The following is a 14,126-nucleotide window of genomic DNA, read 5'->3' as shown; positions in this document are numbered from 1 at the left end:
ACTAACGCTAACACGCCGAAGATTGCCAGTTCTTTCCACCAAAACGGCGCGACTGTGCCGTCAGGAAGAGGAGAATTACATGCACATCGGTTGCCCCAAAGAAATCAAGCCACAAGAATTCCGCGTCGGTCTAACCCCCAACGCAGCCCGCGAAGCGGTGGTCCACGGCCACACGGTATCGGTTGAAACACAGGCCGGTATCGGCGCTGGATTTACCGACGAAGACTATGTTGGTGCAGGTGCCGCAATTGTCGCAACTGCGGCAGAAATTTTCGCGGTTGCTGACATGATCGTAAAAGTCAAAGAACCCCAGCCCGTTGAACGTAAAATGCTGCGCGAAGGGCAGGTCCTGTTTACGTATCTGCACCTCGCGCCCGACCTTGAACAAACCAAAGACCTGCTGGCGTCAGGATGCACTGCGATTGCTTACGAAACCGTAACTGACGCGAACGGTGGTCTGCCACTGCTAGCGCCAATGTCCGAAGTTGCGGGTCGTTTGGCACCCCAAGTCGGCAGCTGGACCTTGCAAAAGGCAAACGGCGGACGCGGTGTTTTGATGGGCGGCGTCCCCGGCGTTGGTCCTGCAAAGGTTGTCGTCATCGGCGGTGGTGTCGTTGGCACGCACGCAGCGCGAGTTGCCGCGGGCATGGGCGCAGATGTCACGGTGCTGGATCGCTCACTGGCGCGCATGCGCTACCTTGATGACGTTTTCGGGCGTGATTTCAAGACGATGTACGCCAGCGCAGGCAATACCATCGAAATGGTACGCGAGGCCGATATGGTCATTGGGGCGGTCCTGATCCCCGGTGCCGCAGCGCCTAAACTGATCAGCCGTGCACAATTGTCTGAGATGAAACAGGGGGCTGTGATTGTGGATGTCGCCATCGACCAAGGTGGCTGCTTTGAGACGTCCAAAGCCACCACGCACCAAGACCCGATCTACGACGTCGATGGAATAATGCACTATTGCGTTGCGAACATGCCGGGTGCGGTTGCGCGCACGTCAACGATTGCACTGGGCAATGCAACGATGCCGTTCATGCTCGCGCTTGCCGACAAGGGCTGGCGTCAGGCGTGCGAAGACGACGCGCATCTGCTGAACGGTCTGAACGTCCATGCCGGACAGCTGACCTATTACGCAGTGGGCAAGGCGCTGGGGATCGACGTATTGTCGCCCCAGCTTGCGCTGAAGGCTTAATAAAAAAGGCCCGCCATCACTGGCGGGCCTTTGCCACATCCGAGCCGTATGACTACTTTTTCAATGCGGCCAAGATGTCCGCCAACAATTCTTCCTGCGTCGGGCCTGCTGGTGCCGGTGCTTCTACTTCGGCTTTTTTCAACTTGTTAACACTGCGGACCAGCATGAACACGACGAACGCGATGATGAGGAAATTGATGATCGCCATGATGAAACGGCCATAGGCGAATACGGCTGCGCCAGCTTCGTCGGCTGCTTCGATCGTTGCATAATCACCGTTCAAGTTGGCAAACAAGCCGCCAAAATCGACGCCCCCCATGAACAGACTGATGATCGGGTTGATCAAATCGGCCACAAGACTGCCAACAATTGCGGTGAATGCTGCACCGATGATGATACCAACAGCCATATCCATGACGTTGCCCTTGGCGATGAAGTCTCTGAATTCTTTTAACATTTCTCTGTCCCATTGATTTTATGGCACAATTTTTTCTACAACTGCGCCCACGCGCACATCGTTATCCCAAAGCGCGCACAGGCCAAACGGGTTATAATTCACATCCATTCCCCCTAAGTCATTTGAGAGACATTCAAACTTAGGAGCCCAACCATGGCCGATCTGTCGAACTTTCCAATTACTCAGAAATGGGTTCCAAAAAATACCGATATTATTCAGCTTTTCTCATATCCAACACCAAATGGCGTTAAAGTCTCTATCGCGTTGGAGGAAACGGGGCTGAACTACGAACCCCATCTTGTCACGCTGTCAGATGCGGACGTCAAAAGTGCTGCGTTCCTGAGCTTAAACCCCAACAACAAGATCCCCGCGATCATTGACCCAAACGGTCCGGACGGCCCGATTAGTCTGTGGGAAAGTGGCGCGATCCTGATGTATCTGGCTGAGAAGACCGGTCAACTGATGGGATCAAATGCGGCAGAAAAAGCCCATGTTATCAAATGGCTGATGTTCCAGATGGGTGGCCTTGGTCCGATGTTTGGGCAGTTGGGCTACTTTGCAAAGTTCGCAGGGTCCGAAATCGAAGACCCGCGCCCGCGTGAGCGCTACATCGCAGAGGCCAAACGCCTTTTGGCGATCGTTGAGACAGAATTAGAGGGCAAAGACTGGATCGCGGGCGGCTTTTCAATTGCGGATATCGCCATTGCGCCTTGGCTGAATGCGCTGGAATATTACGGCACACAGGAGGTCACAGGTTACCACGATCTGAAGAACGTGCCGGCCTATGTTGAGCGGTTCATGGCCCGCCCAGCGGTGCAAAGGGGTAAGACGATCCCAGCGCCTAAGGGTTAAATCCTAAGCTAACAAAGTGTCATCCGCCCCGTTGAAATATCCATCAGCGGGGCGGAAATTTGGGGACTCTCTGCGTACACAACCTGTACACAACCTGTACACAGCCTGTCTGCACAGCCTGTCTGCACAGGTCTGATTACGCAGGCAGATCGCCCGTTAGAACATAACGCAGGATTTCGACAACTTCTGACGGTTCGCGCGCCATGGCCAAGGCTGCTGCGTCAACTTCTTTCAGGGCGTGATCATGGTCGGGCTGTTGCAGCACGATCAATGATTTGCCCAAGGCCGCAGCAAAGCCCGCATCAAACGCCGCGTTCCATTGGCGGTATTTTTCACCAAACCGGACCACAACAACATCTGCGTCCGCGATGCCTTTGCGGGTGCGGATCGCATTGACCATCGCGCCCTTGTGGTCGTGCCAATACTTGTTCGGCTCCGCGCCCAAAATAGTGACTCCACAATCGTCTGACGCTTCGTGGTTGGTGACGGGGCTGTGGAATTCCACGTCGAGGTCTTTGGCCCCGTCGATGATCTGTTCGCGCCAATCGGTGTGAATTTCGCCGGATAGATATACTTTGAGCATCGCGCCCTCCTTAGGTTGCGCCCAAGGTAGCTGATTACGGTTGGCGCGCCACGTTCAATTACACGCGCTTCGCCACGATTTTAATTACGCGCGCTTCGCCACGACATAGCGTGAGATAGCTGGGAAATTTCCAGCCTCGACGATTTCGAAACCTGCAAAACGCAGTGCGTCGTCGTATTCTTTCTGCGTGAAGAACCCGACATAGGGCGCTTTGCCAAGCATCCGCATCAGCGGGATCATCGCTTTGAATGCAAACCGTTTCAGCCCGACAGATTTATCGTTCAAGCAGGGTGTCTTGGTGATGAAAAACCCGCCCCTGAGCAGCATGGCATAAACGTCATCAAAGATGTCTTCAGGGGCGCGCACGAGGTGAAACAGGTTAAACCCCAGCACCACGTCAAACGTGCCTGACAGCTTAGCGGCGTCCTGCGCTGTAGCCACGCGGAATTCCACGTTTTTGATACCACCAGCAGCGGCCTTGGTACGGGCAATTTCGGCCATCACAGGGGAAATATCGGTGCCGGTCATTTCGCGCACATGCGGCGCGATCTGCAAGGCGGTCGATCCAGTGCCACAGCCCATTTCCAACACGCGGTCATCGGCGTTGAGGTAGGATTTTGTCCGCTCCAACGTATACTCGTAGGCGGCCATATCTTTGATGGCGTCTTGGGCGTATTTCGGGGCGATCTTGTCCCAGAAGGTTGCTGCGTCGGTCATAATGGTCTCCTTTCAAACATCTATACATTTGTATGGGCCAACGCGGAATTGACGAAAACTGGTAACTCCCAAGCACCCCAGCCGATAACGGGTTTTTGTCAGTTTTGATGTTTGAATCCAAGGTCTCCTTGGTTATTAGGCGCATGAATTTTCTGTTGTGGTCTGAATTTCGTGGCGCTGTGACGATTTCTCTGAATCATTGGTGGAATGGACCAAGTTACTGCTCTTGAACAACTCCTCGCCACGGCTCAGCGCTGGATCGCCGAGTTGGAAGCCGCGTTGGCGAGCATGGCGCAAGAGAATGCGGATCTGCGGCGTCAGTTGGCCAAGAACAGCAGTAATAGCAGCAAGCCGCCTTCGAGTGATGGGTTGAAGAAGCCGGTACCGCGTAGCCTGCGTGGTAAGTCCGGTAAGAAAAGTGGTGGCCAAGTTGGCCACCGAGGCGACACCCTACGTCAGACAGCAACGCCTGACTTTGTGGAGCGACATGAGGCTGAGGCCTGTGGCACCTGTCAGCATGGCTTGACGGCTGGGATGATCAAGGCGGTGGAGAGGCGTCAGGTTTATGACATACCGGTGCCGCGTCTGGAGGTCACAGAGCATCAGGCAGCGATTTATTGTTGTGGCCATTGCCGAGCCACGACGACAGCCACCTTTCCCGATGGCGTGAATGCACACGTGCAATACGGTAAGCGCATTCGGGCGGCGGCGGTCTACTGCAATGTTCAGCAGCTGATCCCCGAGGATTGGGTCTGCCAACTCCTGCGTGATTTGTTTGGTGCCACCAGCCTATGCGCGGCCAGCGTGACCAACTGGGTGAACGGCACAGCGCGTACCTTGGGTGGCGTCGTCGAACACATTCTGGCCCGGCTCAATGAAGGCGGCGTTCGGCATCTGGATGAGACCGGACTTCGTGTTGCTGGTAAGCTGCACTGGCTGCACTCAATCAGCGATCTCGCCTTCACGCATTATCGCATCAGCGCCAAGCGCGGTGCTGTTCCATCCTTCCTGACCGGCGGGACAATTGTTCATGACCACTGGAAGTCCTATTACGCCCATATGAGTGGGGTGGACGCGCACGCCCTGTGCGGGGCGCATCATTTACGGGAACTCAAGGCCATCGAAGAAATCGAAAAGGAGCCGTGGGCGTGCGCGATGAGCGTGCTGCTCAACAGCGCCAATCAGCTCAAGTGCGCGGCTCAGGGGCGAGGCGAGACCGAACTCCCCACGTCGGTTCACCACGGCATCCTCACCAAATACATGGCTATCCTCACCGAGGGCCTCGCCTTCCATGAGCGACAAGACCCACTGGCTAGACGCACTGGTGCGCGAGGCCGAAAAGCCAGGCGGCCAGGCCATAACCTTCTGGTCCGCTTGCGCGACTACCGTGATGACGTCCTAAGGTTCCTTACGGACTTCACAGTTCCCTTCACCAACAATCAGGCCGAATGGGACCTGCGCATGATGAAGTTGCGCATGAAAATCTCGGGAACTTTCCGCACCCTCGAGGGCGCGCAGGTCTTCGCTGACATCAGATCCGTCATCTCGACGGTCAGAAAACACGGGGGCAATATCCTCGAAACACTCACCCTATCACCACAACAGATCATCGCTCGGCTCTAACGTCGCAAGGGCAACACAAAACCCGATATCCGATGGGGTCCTCGGGAGTTACGTTTTCTTAGGGATTTTGCGAACTTTTTCAGATAGAGCATGTGTGACTGATCTGCGATCAGGCACCAATTTTCCAGTTGCTCTGACATCCCCTCAAATGATGGGGCGCTCCACAGAGCCTGAAGCTGTTCTTTTAAGACGTAAAGCGTATTCAGGTTGCTATTGCTCTCCAGCAACGTTTGCAGCTTGTTACTTTGTTTTTCATTCAACTTATCCGCATTTTTGAGCAACAGATAATGCGTGCCCTTCATCAACTCTTTACCACTTGGATCGGCCTTCCTGAACTCAAGGCGACGCTGATTATGGATAGCCTTGCTGTAGTTTTTCATGACGTGGAAACGGTCAAATACGATGTCGGCCATCGGCAAGGACTCCCTGACAGCCTTTTGGTAGGCAGGCCCCATATCCATCGACACGGCCTTTATTTTATGGGCTGTATCTGGCCGCAGCTGTTTCAAAAACCTTGAAAAAACTTCGGCAGTTCGACCGGCTTCCACCCAGATCAGATGCCCTCCGACCATATCGTAGACCACCGTCATATAGTCATGACCTTTCGCCCGGGCCACTTCATCGACACCAATGTATTCCAAGCCAGCAAGCTGTGCGGGATCAAGCGCAGGGAGCGTTTCCATCAGGTATGCCTTGTCGATATTCTTTACCGTCTCCCATCGTATACCTAAATGCCTGGAGACAGCCAGAATGGATAAATGACGGCACAATCCACTGATAAGATGGCAAAATCGATGGGTGAAACGGCACCCTTTTATCAACAAAAGGACACGCCTCAATGCGGCGCTCACCCTTGCTAATAAAAACCTGCGCTAGCTCAATCTCAATCACACAAGGATACCCAAAAAACGGGATGTCGTTTACTTGTCGGCGAATATGTTGGTTGATGCTACCCTTCTTGCCGGTTGCAGGGTCTATAGCGCTCCTGCGGGCATCCCGACTGCACTGAACAATAACCTTCGCACAGTCTTCAGCCAGCTCAATTTCATTTACACGTTGCCCCTTCAGGCGTAAAATATGTTGCGAGACGTCGATGGTCATATACCTGCCCTATGTAAAGTTGTCAGAAACCTAACATATCAACAGGTTACTTGATGGTCGGCATCTTTTCTTACTCAACAAAGCGGAGAAGAGCCAACTTTCCAGTCTGGCTCGTGACCCACCGTGAGGTGCACACCAGCCCACGGATCAGGCTGGTGTTTGATATCCTCGCCGAGGCGATTTCGACGCGCTAGGGATCAGCCGCGCAGCGTACCACCCGTCGCCTTGGTGACTTTGTCGATTATCTTGGCGCTGACGGCTTCGATATCAACGTCCTTTAGGGTCGCCCCACTTGGCTGCAAACGAACCGTCATGGCGAGAGATTTTTTACCATCTCCCAAGGAACCGCCGACAAATTCATCAAAAATACACACGTCTTCAATCAGGGTTTTGTCCGCGCCAGCCGCTGCATTTACGGCTGTGAGGGCATCAACGGTTGTGTCCATCACAAAGGCAAAATCACGTTCGACCGCTTGCAAATCGGGGAGCGATGCAGCACCGCGATTGACCGACGCATTCTTGGGCATCGGAATGTCGGACGGGTACAACACAAAGCCGACCACAGGGCCTTTGACGCCAAGTGCCGTCAGGATTTTCGGGTGAATTTCCCCGAACACCCCAAGGATTTTCTTTGGCCCAAGGCAGATCATCCCATGCCGACCAGGATGCCACGCATCGCCCGCCCCGCGCAGGATTTGCACTTTGGTGGGTGCGCCCATCGCGGACAGAATCGCCTCGGCGTCCGCTTTGGCGTCATAAATATCGACGTCGCGCGATGTGCCATGCACGTCTTTGGGGTTAGTTTTGCCAACAAGGATACCAGTCACCAGCGTGTGCTGTTCGCCCGGTTCACCGCCGTGAAAGGCATCGCCAGCCTCAAACAGCGCGAGGTTGGCCATGCCACGCGCCTGATTGCGGGCCGCAGCCTGAAGCAAGCCGGGCAGCAAGGCGGGGCGCATGTGCGACATTTCCGAACTGATCGGGTTGGCGAGCATTGTCGCATCCGTGCCGCCGCCAAACAGCGCTGCCGCCGCTTGGTCGATGAACGAATAGGCGACGCACTCGTTGTAGCCCAAGCTGGCCGTCGTACGCCGCGCCATGGCGAGGCGTTTTTGCATTGGCGTCAAGACAGGTGCGGGAACGCCCGCGCGGACGCGGGGCATGGGCACGGGTTTGAGGTTGGAGAGGGAAGCGATGCGCGCGACCTCTTCGACGAGGTCCGCAGTGCCTTGCACGTCAGGGCGCCAGCTTGGAACCTGTGCCATGTCCCCGTCCATGACGAACCCAAGCGCGGTCAAGGTAGCGCGTTGCGTGTCAGCGGGAATGTCCATCCCGACAAGGGACGAACAGCGATCCGTGTCGAGTTTATAGGCGCGGGATGTGTCGGGGATTTGGCCCGCCTGCACAACCTCGGACGCCTCACCACCTGCGTGATCGACGATCATCCGCACCGCATGTTCCAGACCGATCGGCGTAAATGCGGGATCAATGCCGCGTTCAAAGCGGTAGCGCGCGTCTGAGTTGATTTTCAAAGCGCGGCCCGTGTAGGCCGTGCGGATCGGGTCAAAATACGCCGCTTCGACGAAGACCGATGTTGTGTCAGCCGTGCAGCCCGTGGCCAGACCGCCCATCACGCCACCGATGGATTCAGGGCCCTGCCCGTCGGAAATGACGGTCGCCCCTTCGGGTAGCGTGTATTCTTTGTCGTCAAGGCCCATGAGGGTTTCTGTGCCTGTGGCGCGGTGCAGACGCAGGGAGTTGCAGCTGATTTTGTCGGCGTCAAACACGTGCAGCGGGCGGTTCAGATCGTAGGTGAACCAGTTGGTCACATCTACGAGAAAACTGATGGGCCGCAGGCCAATCGCGCGCAGCTGTTGTTGCAACCAATCGGGGCTGGGGCCGTTTTTGACGCCTTTAATCAGGCGGCCATAGAACACCGGCGCTTGGGCCAGCGTGTCGTCATCGATGGTCACTGTGATCGGGTTCGCAAAGGACGCGGCAACGGGGTCGACATCATTTGGTTTCATCACGCCTAGGCCACGTGCGGCCAGATCACGCGCAACGCCGCGCACGCCAAGGGCGTCGGGACGGTTCGGGGTGATGGCGATTTCGATCACTGGATCGACCCGCGCGGGGTCGTGTTCGGCGAGATAATCGGCAAACGACTGGCCGATCTCCCCGGCGGGGAGTTCGATAATGCCGTCGTGTTCTTCGGACAGTTCCAATTCACGTTCACTGGCCATCATGCCGAAGCTTTCGATGCCACGGATTTTGCCAACAGCAATCGTGATGTCGAGGCCGGGAATGTAAGTGCCCGGCTTGGCCACGACGACGGTGATGCCTGCGCGCGCGTTTGGCGCACCGCAAATGATCTGGGTCGGACCATACCCTGCCTCAACCGTGCAGACCTTCAGCTTATCCGCGTCGGGGTGCTTTTCGGCATGGGTGACTTTGCCGATAACGAAATCAGACAGTTTGGCGGCAGGGTTCTCAACGCCCTCGACCTCAAGCCCGAGGTCGGTGAGCGTTTCGCAAATCTCATCAACGGAGGCGTCCGTGTCGAGGTGCGATTTTAGCCAAGATAGCGTGAATTTCATGTGTCTGGTCCCTGCGAAATAGGTATTGCGCGGGGTTTAGCGGAATGGTGCGTCAGGGGGAAGGCTCATCCGGTTTGCGCGTCAGGTTTGCGGATCGGGCTGCCTTATGATTTTTCCTCAATCTGGCGCCCATCGAGGTCTTCGACCAAGGAAAAGAATTCAAACAGCATCGGCATGGCGGGATCGTGATTGCCGCCGCGACTGATGCTGGCTTTGGTGGACTTGCGCCATGCCAGCAGGTCCTTAAACCCGTCAGCCTTGGCCATGTTTTCGGTGACGTCGCAAAAGCGGACCTCGTCCACGCGCACGGTTTTGACGACGAACGTTGGATGTCCGTCCCAATCGGCGACGATGTCGATGCGCCCGACGACGGGCATGGAGTCTGGATCGTCTTTGAAATCGCGCAGCGGCGCGCAGGTCGCGCGTTTATTGCTGTTGCGCACAAGGTCGATAAGGGCCGCGCTGGTTTCAGCGGAGTCGCCAAACTGGAACGTGCCCGCACCGGGGTAGGTTTCTTGCAGGTCTTCGATCTCGGCCATGGGGTGCTCCTAATTTTCGACGTGTCTAGCGGATAACGACAGCGCGGGAAAGGGCAGCGCGGTGTTTGTCAAAGGTGTTGTCCGCCGATTTCATGCAGCGTCTCTGATTTCAGAGGCGCTGATTTCGTTTTCTGGGTTCAGCCAGACGGGTCCTGCTGGTTGCCAGTTTCGGGTTTTTCCTGACCAGCGTTGCGGGTTTTGCGCGCGAGCAGTGGCATAGAGATTGGCACGATTTGTGAGCGTTGCACGATCATGACCTGCGTGGCGCGCATTCGGCGTGACGAAGCGGATGGCGCTGTGCAGGTGTTCACTATTGTACCAACCAGCGAAGGTTTGGACCCAGGTTTGAGCATCCGCCTTGGTGGCAAAGCCCTTGGTCGGCCAGTCCGGGCGGTATTTGCAGGTTCGGAACAACGCCTCTGAGAAAGGGTTGTCGTTGCTTACGCGAGGGCGACTGTAGGAGGCCGTGATCCCTAGTTTTTTCCATCGTCACCTTCATCGTGGCGCCCTTCATAGGACTGCCGTTGTCAGCGTGCAGAACCAAGGGGCGCATCTGACAGCCCTCCGCTAGCACTGCTTGCCGGATCAGAATGGCAGCCAGATCCGCACTTTCACGCTCATGGACCTCCCAGCCCACGATCTTCCGGCTGAAGATGTCCACGATCAGATACAGATAGAAGAACATGCCTGCGACAGGTCCCGGCATCCAGGTAATGTCCCAGGTCCAGACCTCACAGGGCGCACTGGCCTGATAGCTTGTGGGCTTCTTACGCTTGACTGGGGACTTGGCTCGACCCCGGTGATGCTGCAATCCATTGGCGCGCAGAATGCGGTAGAAACTCGTTTCCGAGGCTAGATACTGCCCCCGATCTGCTAGCTTTGGCACAATCTGACTTGGGGGAAGGCTAGAGAACTCCTTTGAATTACAGACATCTAGAACAGCCGCGCGTTCTGCCGTACTCAACGCGTTTGCTGGTTCCGCACGCGGCACGAGGGGGCGCTTATCAGGGCGAACCTCGCCGTCTTTTGTCCAGCGCCGCAGAGTGCGTTCGCTGATTTCCAACTCGGAACAGGCTTTGGCGCGCCGCGCTCCTGCGGTGACGGCCTCATTGATCAGAGCAACTGCGGTTTGGCGATCTGGGGTGCTGATCATGCGTCCTCTCCGTCCCCCCAGATCGCTGAGGCCTTTTTTCGCAGAACAAGCAGTGCTGCAGTTTCGGCCAGTGCGCGATCCTTGCGAGCAAGCTCGCGTTCCAAATCTTTCATCCGTTTCTTGTCTTCCTTGGTCGCACGCACAAGACGTGCTGCACTCGTGCGGTCCCAGTCGTTGGCCTGCTCGCAAGCAACTCGCCACATGGCAATCTGCGCCGGGTAAAGGCCGCGTTTGCGGCAGTATTCGGCTAGGTCAGCCTCGTTCAGCGCAGCAGTTTCCAACACCGCCGCAAACTTGTCACGTGAAGACCAGCCCTCAGGGCTCGCATCAGCGTCAGGCAAAAGCTGCCCCTTGTTGCGCGCCTGAGCACGCCAAGAGAAAAGCGTCGCCTCCGAAATCCCTTCCTCCTGCGAAAGCTGCCGAATAGCCACGTTGTTCGGCGGAAGCATCCGTTTCAGCACAGCTGCTTTTCGTTCCAGTGAATATCCCATGTCATTGTCCTAATCCGCCCACCTGAAAATTAGAGAAAAATAGAGCAGCGGACAACATCCCTGACAGAGGGGGAGCGCCCGAGACTGGGAGGGGGCTGGAACGCTTCGGATTGGCTGTTGGGGTGGGTTGACGGTGGTGGAGCGGATTGGTGCAACGTTGCAAAAGCGCCCTCCCGTGGGGAGGCTCGGGCGCTGCCCGTCGGTGACGGGCTATTGGTTACCAAGTTCTTCCAAAAAACCACGCACTTAACTAGAATTGAAGAAAGCGGCATTTCGCAAGCGTAGTTAGGATCAACATTATTGATGATCTACATGTAGACCCCTAAAATCGCACCAATTACTATGCTCACTGTGCCCTTCCTACTCCAAAGAGTTTTCGAAAAGCTCTGTTTCGAGTTTTGTTCGCTCAACCGTTGTTTCCCGGCGAACGTGACTGCATAGTGACGGCCCTCTTTCGTTGCCCAATTAGCCAAATCTTGAACAAAACCTTGTTCCACAAAGTCTTTTAACAAGACTTGGGTCTGTTGCGATAAATCTGGAGCACCTTCGATGCTTTCAAGAAACTTCGCGGTGTGACTTTGAGATCGAATTTCGCTCCAATATGCAAAAAAGACGCCTGTTTCCGATTGGTTTGACGCTAGCAATTGTAAGAGTGCTCTTTCATCCGAAGGCTTTGGCACATTACCCCCCATGCACCGTCGGCACGCGCAATGCACTGAACCCGTAATGGCGCAGCCAGCGCAGGTCGCTCTCGAAGAACGCGCGCAGGTCGGGGATGCCGTATTTCAGCATGGCGATGCGGTCGATGCCCATGCCAAAGGCGAAGCCTTGGTATTCTTCGGGATCAACCCCAGCAGCCTGTAGGACTTTGGGGTGGACCATGCCGGAGCCAAGGACTTCGAGCCAGTCGTCGCCCTCGCCCACCTTCACCGTGCCACCAGAGAACGAACACTGAATGTCGACTTCGGCGGAGGGTTCGGTGAACGGGAAGTGTGACGCGCGAAAACGGGTTTTGACCGACGTGCCGAAGTAGGCGGTGAAGAATTCTTCGAGCACCCATTTCAGGTTTGCCATGCTAAGGTTCTTGTCGATGGCGAGGCCTTCGACCTGATGGAACATCGGCGTGTGCGTTTGGTCATAATCGGCGCGGTAAACGCGGCCCGGACAGATGATTCTGATGGGCGCGCCCTGCTTTTCCATTTCGCGGATTTGCACGGGGCTGGTGTGGGTGCGCAAGACGTGGGGCGGGCGATCATCGCCCACATCACGGTGCATATAGAACGTGTCCATTTCGGCGCGCGCAGGGTGGTGACCGGGGATGTTGAGCGCATCGAAATTGTACCAATCGGTGTCGATCTGCGGCCCTTCGGCGGTGGCAAAGCCCATGTCGGCAAAGATCGCGGTGCATTCTTCCCAGACTTGGCTGACAGGGTGGATCGTGCCAACCCGACGATCCCGCGCGGGCAGTGACACGTCAAGCCATTCCGCCCGCAGCCGCTGATCCAAGGCCGCATCGCCAAGCGCCATTTTCTTGGCCACGAGGGCGCTGTTGATCTCATCCTTGAGGGCATTGAGCGCGGGTCCGGCGACCTGTCGTTCCTCAGGCGTCATTTTGCCAAGGGAGCGCATCTGCAGGCTGACTTCGCCCTTTTTGCCAACCGCCTGAACCCGCAGGTCTTCGAGCGTGGCTTCGTCAGCGGCCTTGCCAATAAGGTCGAGGTATTTTGATTTCAGATCGTCCATAAGAGTGCCCTTTTTCGCTTGGATTGCAGGTAGCGAAATGGGCGGGAGGTTGCAAGGTTTCGGGCAGAGGGGCGGTGTTTTAACGGTTTTGTACAAAACTTAAGGGAGGCATTGCATGGTTTGTACAAAAATATTTGGCAGAAAACGGGGCCGCTTCAAGCCCAAATAGACTGATGCCGCGATCAGGAGAAACGGCGATGATCGTCAAAAGGCAATCACTTGCTGCACCAGACATGAAATACAGGATGCAAGATTGTATCGACCGTTACAAAAGAGCCAGAGTGATGATTTTCTTTGCCGGAGTGGCTCTGAAATCTCCTCAACTAAAAAAAAGTATACCAAATTGAATCGCACAAGCCATAAAGAAAAAGACTCCAAATATCATTAAGTATTTCCGCGATTTATCTTTAGACGCGATTGCCATGCCAACGAAAATACCTGCGATTGCCTGCACTAACCCCCCCCCTAAAAAGCCAAAATGAGGGTCTCAATTGAAATGTTGCTCGGAGTCGTCATTGCGTTTGGAAGGAGCGTTACAAAACCCCAAAATGCTGCAGCAACCACCCAAACTATAACAAAGACTAATCCGAAGAATATACGCATGAAGATTATCCAATATTATAGATCTAAATTTACGAACGGTTAGCATTGAGTTGGCTTGGGAAAAGAGTATCTTTTGATACTCGGGGTGGGTGCTTTGCTGGATAAACTGGCCTGAGGCTGGACGTCCCCATCGTGATCCACAGCCCGCCAAAGATAGTGTGTCGCGCCGTTGATGTTCACCAACACCTCGTCCAAGTGCCACTGCCGATTCTTGAAAACGCGCGCATCTGGCTGGCTCTTTTCCTGCGAGTCTCTGCGGCAAACAACGGGCCAAATCTGTTCCACCAAAATCGAGCCGTCTCATGGCTGATGTCGATGCCACGTTCGTGCAAATGCTCCTCGACATTCCTGAGCGAAATGGGGGATGGGTTGCAAGGTTTGGGCAGTCTGAGTTTGGCTAATTTCAACTGGTTACTCCGCCCTACTCCCTGATTTTTTTGCTGTTTGGGCTGGTCACACCAGTGTGAGG

At 55.5% G+C, this 14,126-nt stretch carries 10 protein-coding genes and 4 pseudogenes; 4 read left to right on the top strand and 10 right to left on the bottom strand.

Annotation, left to right across the window (positions count from 1 at the left end):
• Positions 1-79 precede the first annotated feature (79 nt).
• Positions 80-1,198 carry an alanine dehydrogenase gene (gene ald, locus OA238_RS01540; protein WP_015493794.1) on the top strand — a complete coding sequence of 373 codons (1,119 nt, stop codon included), beginning with the start codon at positions 80-82 and terminating at the stop codon, positions 1,196-1,198.
• 52 nt (positions 1,199-1,250) lie between these two features.
• Here the strand turns inward: ald and mscL are convergent, their stop codons facing one another.
• Positions 1,251-1,655 carry a large conductance mechanosensitive channel protein MscL gene (mscL, locus tag OA238_RS01535; RefSeq protein WP_015493793.1) on the bottom strand — a complete coding sequence of 135 codons (405 nt, stop codon included), beginning with the start codon at positions 1,653-1,655 and terminating at the stop codon, positions 1,251-1,253.
• Positions 1,656-1,808: 153 nt separating this feature from the next.
• On the opposite strand from mscL, the gene OA238_RS01530 reads away from it, so the two are divergent.
• A complete protein-coding gene (locus OA238_RS01530; RefSeq protein WP_015493792.1) occupies positions 1,809-2,507 on the top strand; it encodes a glutathione S-transferase family protein in 699 nt (232 codons plus the stop codon).
• Positions 2,508-2,643: 136 nt separating this feature from the next.
• Here the strand turns inward: OA238_RS01530 and OA238_RS01525 are convergent, their stop codons facing one another.
• Together OA238_RS01525 and OA238_RS01520 are read right to left on the bottom strand one after the other, a co-directional pair.
• Positions 2,644-3,090, bottom strand: coding sequence for a YtoQ family protein (locus OA238_RS01525; RefSeq protein WP_015493791.1), 447 nt, complete (start codon positions 3,088-3,090; stop codon positions 2,644-2,646).
• A gap of 84 nt (positions 3,091-3,174) precedes the next feature.
• Complete coding sequence (locus OA238_RS01520; RefSeq protein WP_015493790.1) at positions 3,175-3,807, bottom strand: class I SAM-dependent methyltransferase; 633 nt, start codon at positions 3,805-3,807, stop codon at positions 3,175-3,177.
• Positions 3,808-4,014: 207 nt separating this feature from the next.
• Between OA238_RS01520 and tnpC the strand changes: the two genes are divergently transcribed.
• Complete coding sequence (gene tnpC, locus OA238_RS01515) at positions 4,015-5,430, top strand: IS66 family transposase (RefSeq protein WP_015493789.1); 1,416 nt, start codon at positions 4,015-4,017, stop codon at positions 5,428-5,430.
• A 53-nt stretch (positions 5,431-5,483) separates the two neighbouring features.
• On the opposite strand, the pseudogene OA238_RS34860 reads toward tnpC, so the two are convergent.
• Positions 5,484-6,531, bottom strand: a pseudogene (locus OA238_RS34860) (ISL3 family transposase); the annotation flags it as partial.
• Positions 6,532-6,629: 98 nt separating this feature from the next.
• Between OA238_RS34860 and OA238_RS33380 the strand changes: the two are divergent.
• Positions 6,630-6,725, top strand: a pseudogene (locus OA238_RS33380) (LysR family transcriptional regulator); the annotation flags it as partial.
• A gap of 3 nt (positions 6,726-6,728) precedes the next feature.
• Here OA238_RS33380 and pheT read toward each other — a convergent pair.
• The 6 genes and pseudogenes from pheT to OA238_RS29540 all read right to left on the bottom strand — a co-directional run.
• A complete protein-coding gene (gene pheT / locus OA238_RS01505) occupies positions 6,729-9,128 on the bottom strand; it encodes a phenylalanine--tRNA ligase subunit beta (RefSeq protein ID WP_015493788.1) in 2,400 nt (799 codons plus the stop codon).
• A 104-nt stretch (positions 9,129-9,232) separates the two neighbouring features.
• Positions 9,233-9,667 (bottom strand): ASCH domain-containing protein, encoded by a 435-nt coding sequence (locus OA238_RS01500; protein ID WP_015493787.1) that lies wholly within the window; start codon positions 9,665-9,667, stop codon positions 9,233-9,235.
• Positions 9,668-9,757: 90 nt separating this feature from the next.
• Positions 9,758-11,311: pseudogene (locus OA238_RS01495) on the bottom strand (IS3 family transposase).
• A 308-nt stretch (positions 11,312-11,619) separates the two neighbouring features.
• The gene (locus tag OA238_RS01485) at positions 11,620-11,991 is read right to left on the bottom strand and encodes a hypothetical protein (protein ID WP_144055805.1); all 372 of its coding nucleotides are present in this window, start codon (positions 11,989-11,991) and stop codon (positions 11,620-11,622) included.
• A gap of 1 nt (position 11,992) precedes the next feature.
• The gene (pheS, locus tag OA238_RS01480; protein WP_015493785.1) at positions 11,993-13,054 is read right to left on the bottom strand and encodes a phenylalanine--tRNA ligase subunit alpha; all 1,062 of its coding nucleotides are present in this window, start codon (positions 13,052-13,054) and stop codon (positions 11,993-11,995) included.
• A 723-nt stretch (positions 13,055-13,777) separates the two neighbouring features.
• Positions 13,778-14,019, bottom strand: a pseudogene (locus OA238_RS29540) (DDE-type integrase/transposase/recombinase); the annotation flags it as partial.
• Positions 14,020-14,126: the final 107 nt, after the last annotated feature.

Source organism: Octadecabacter arcticus 238 (assembly GCF_000155735.2).
Classification (GTDB): Bacteria; Pseudomonadota; Alphaproteobacteria; order Rhodobacterales; family Rhodobacteraceae; genus Octadecabacter; species Octadecabacter arcticus.
Note: the sequence above shows the minus strand (reverse complement) of the source record. Positions and strands in the feature narration are given on the sequence as shown.

Coding starts and splice junctions, on each gene's coding strand:
- ald (WP_015493794.1), top strand. CDS start 80: ATGCACATCGGTTGCCCCAAAGAAATCAAGCCACAAGAATTCCGCGTC.
- mscL (WP_015493793.1), bottom strand. CDS start 1,655: ATGTTAAAAGAATTCAGAGACTTCATCGCCAAGGGCAACGTCATGGAT.
- OA238_RS01530 (WP_015493792.1), top strand. CDS start 1,809: ATGGCCGATCTGTCGAACTTTCCAATTACTCAGAAATGGGTTCCAAAA.
- OA238_RS01525 (WP_015493791.1), bottom strand. CDS start 3,090: ATGCTCAAAGTATATCTATCCGGCGAAATTCACACCGATTGGCGCGAA.
- OA238_RS01520 (WP_015493790.1), bottom strand. CDS start 3,807: ATGACCGACGCAGCAACCTTCTGGGACAAGATCGCCCCGAAATACGCC.
- tnpC (WP_015493789.1), top strand. CDS start 4,015: ATGGACCAAGTTACTGCTCTTGAACAACTCCTCGCCACGGCTCAGCGC.
- pheT (WP_015493788.1), bottom strand. CDS start 9,128: ATGAAATTCACGCTATCTTGGCTAAAATCGCACCTCGACACGGACGCC.
- OA238_RS01500 (WP_015493787.1), bottom strand. CDS start 9,667: ATGGCCGAGATCGAAGACCTGCAAGAAACCTACCCCGGTGCGGGCACG.
- pheS (WP_015493785.1), bottom strand. CDS start 13,054: ATGGACGATCTGAAATCAAAATACCTCGACCTTATTGGCAAGGCCGCT.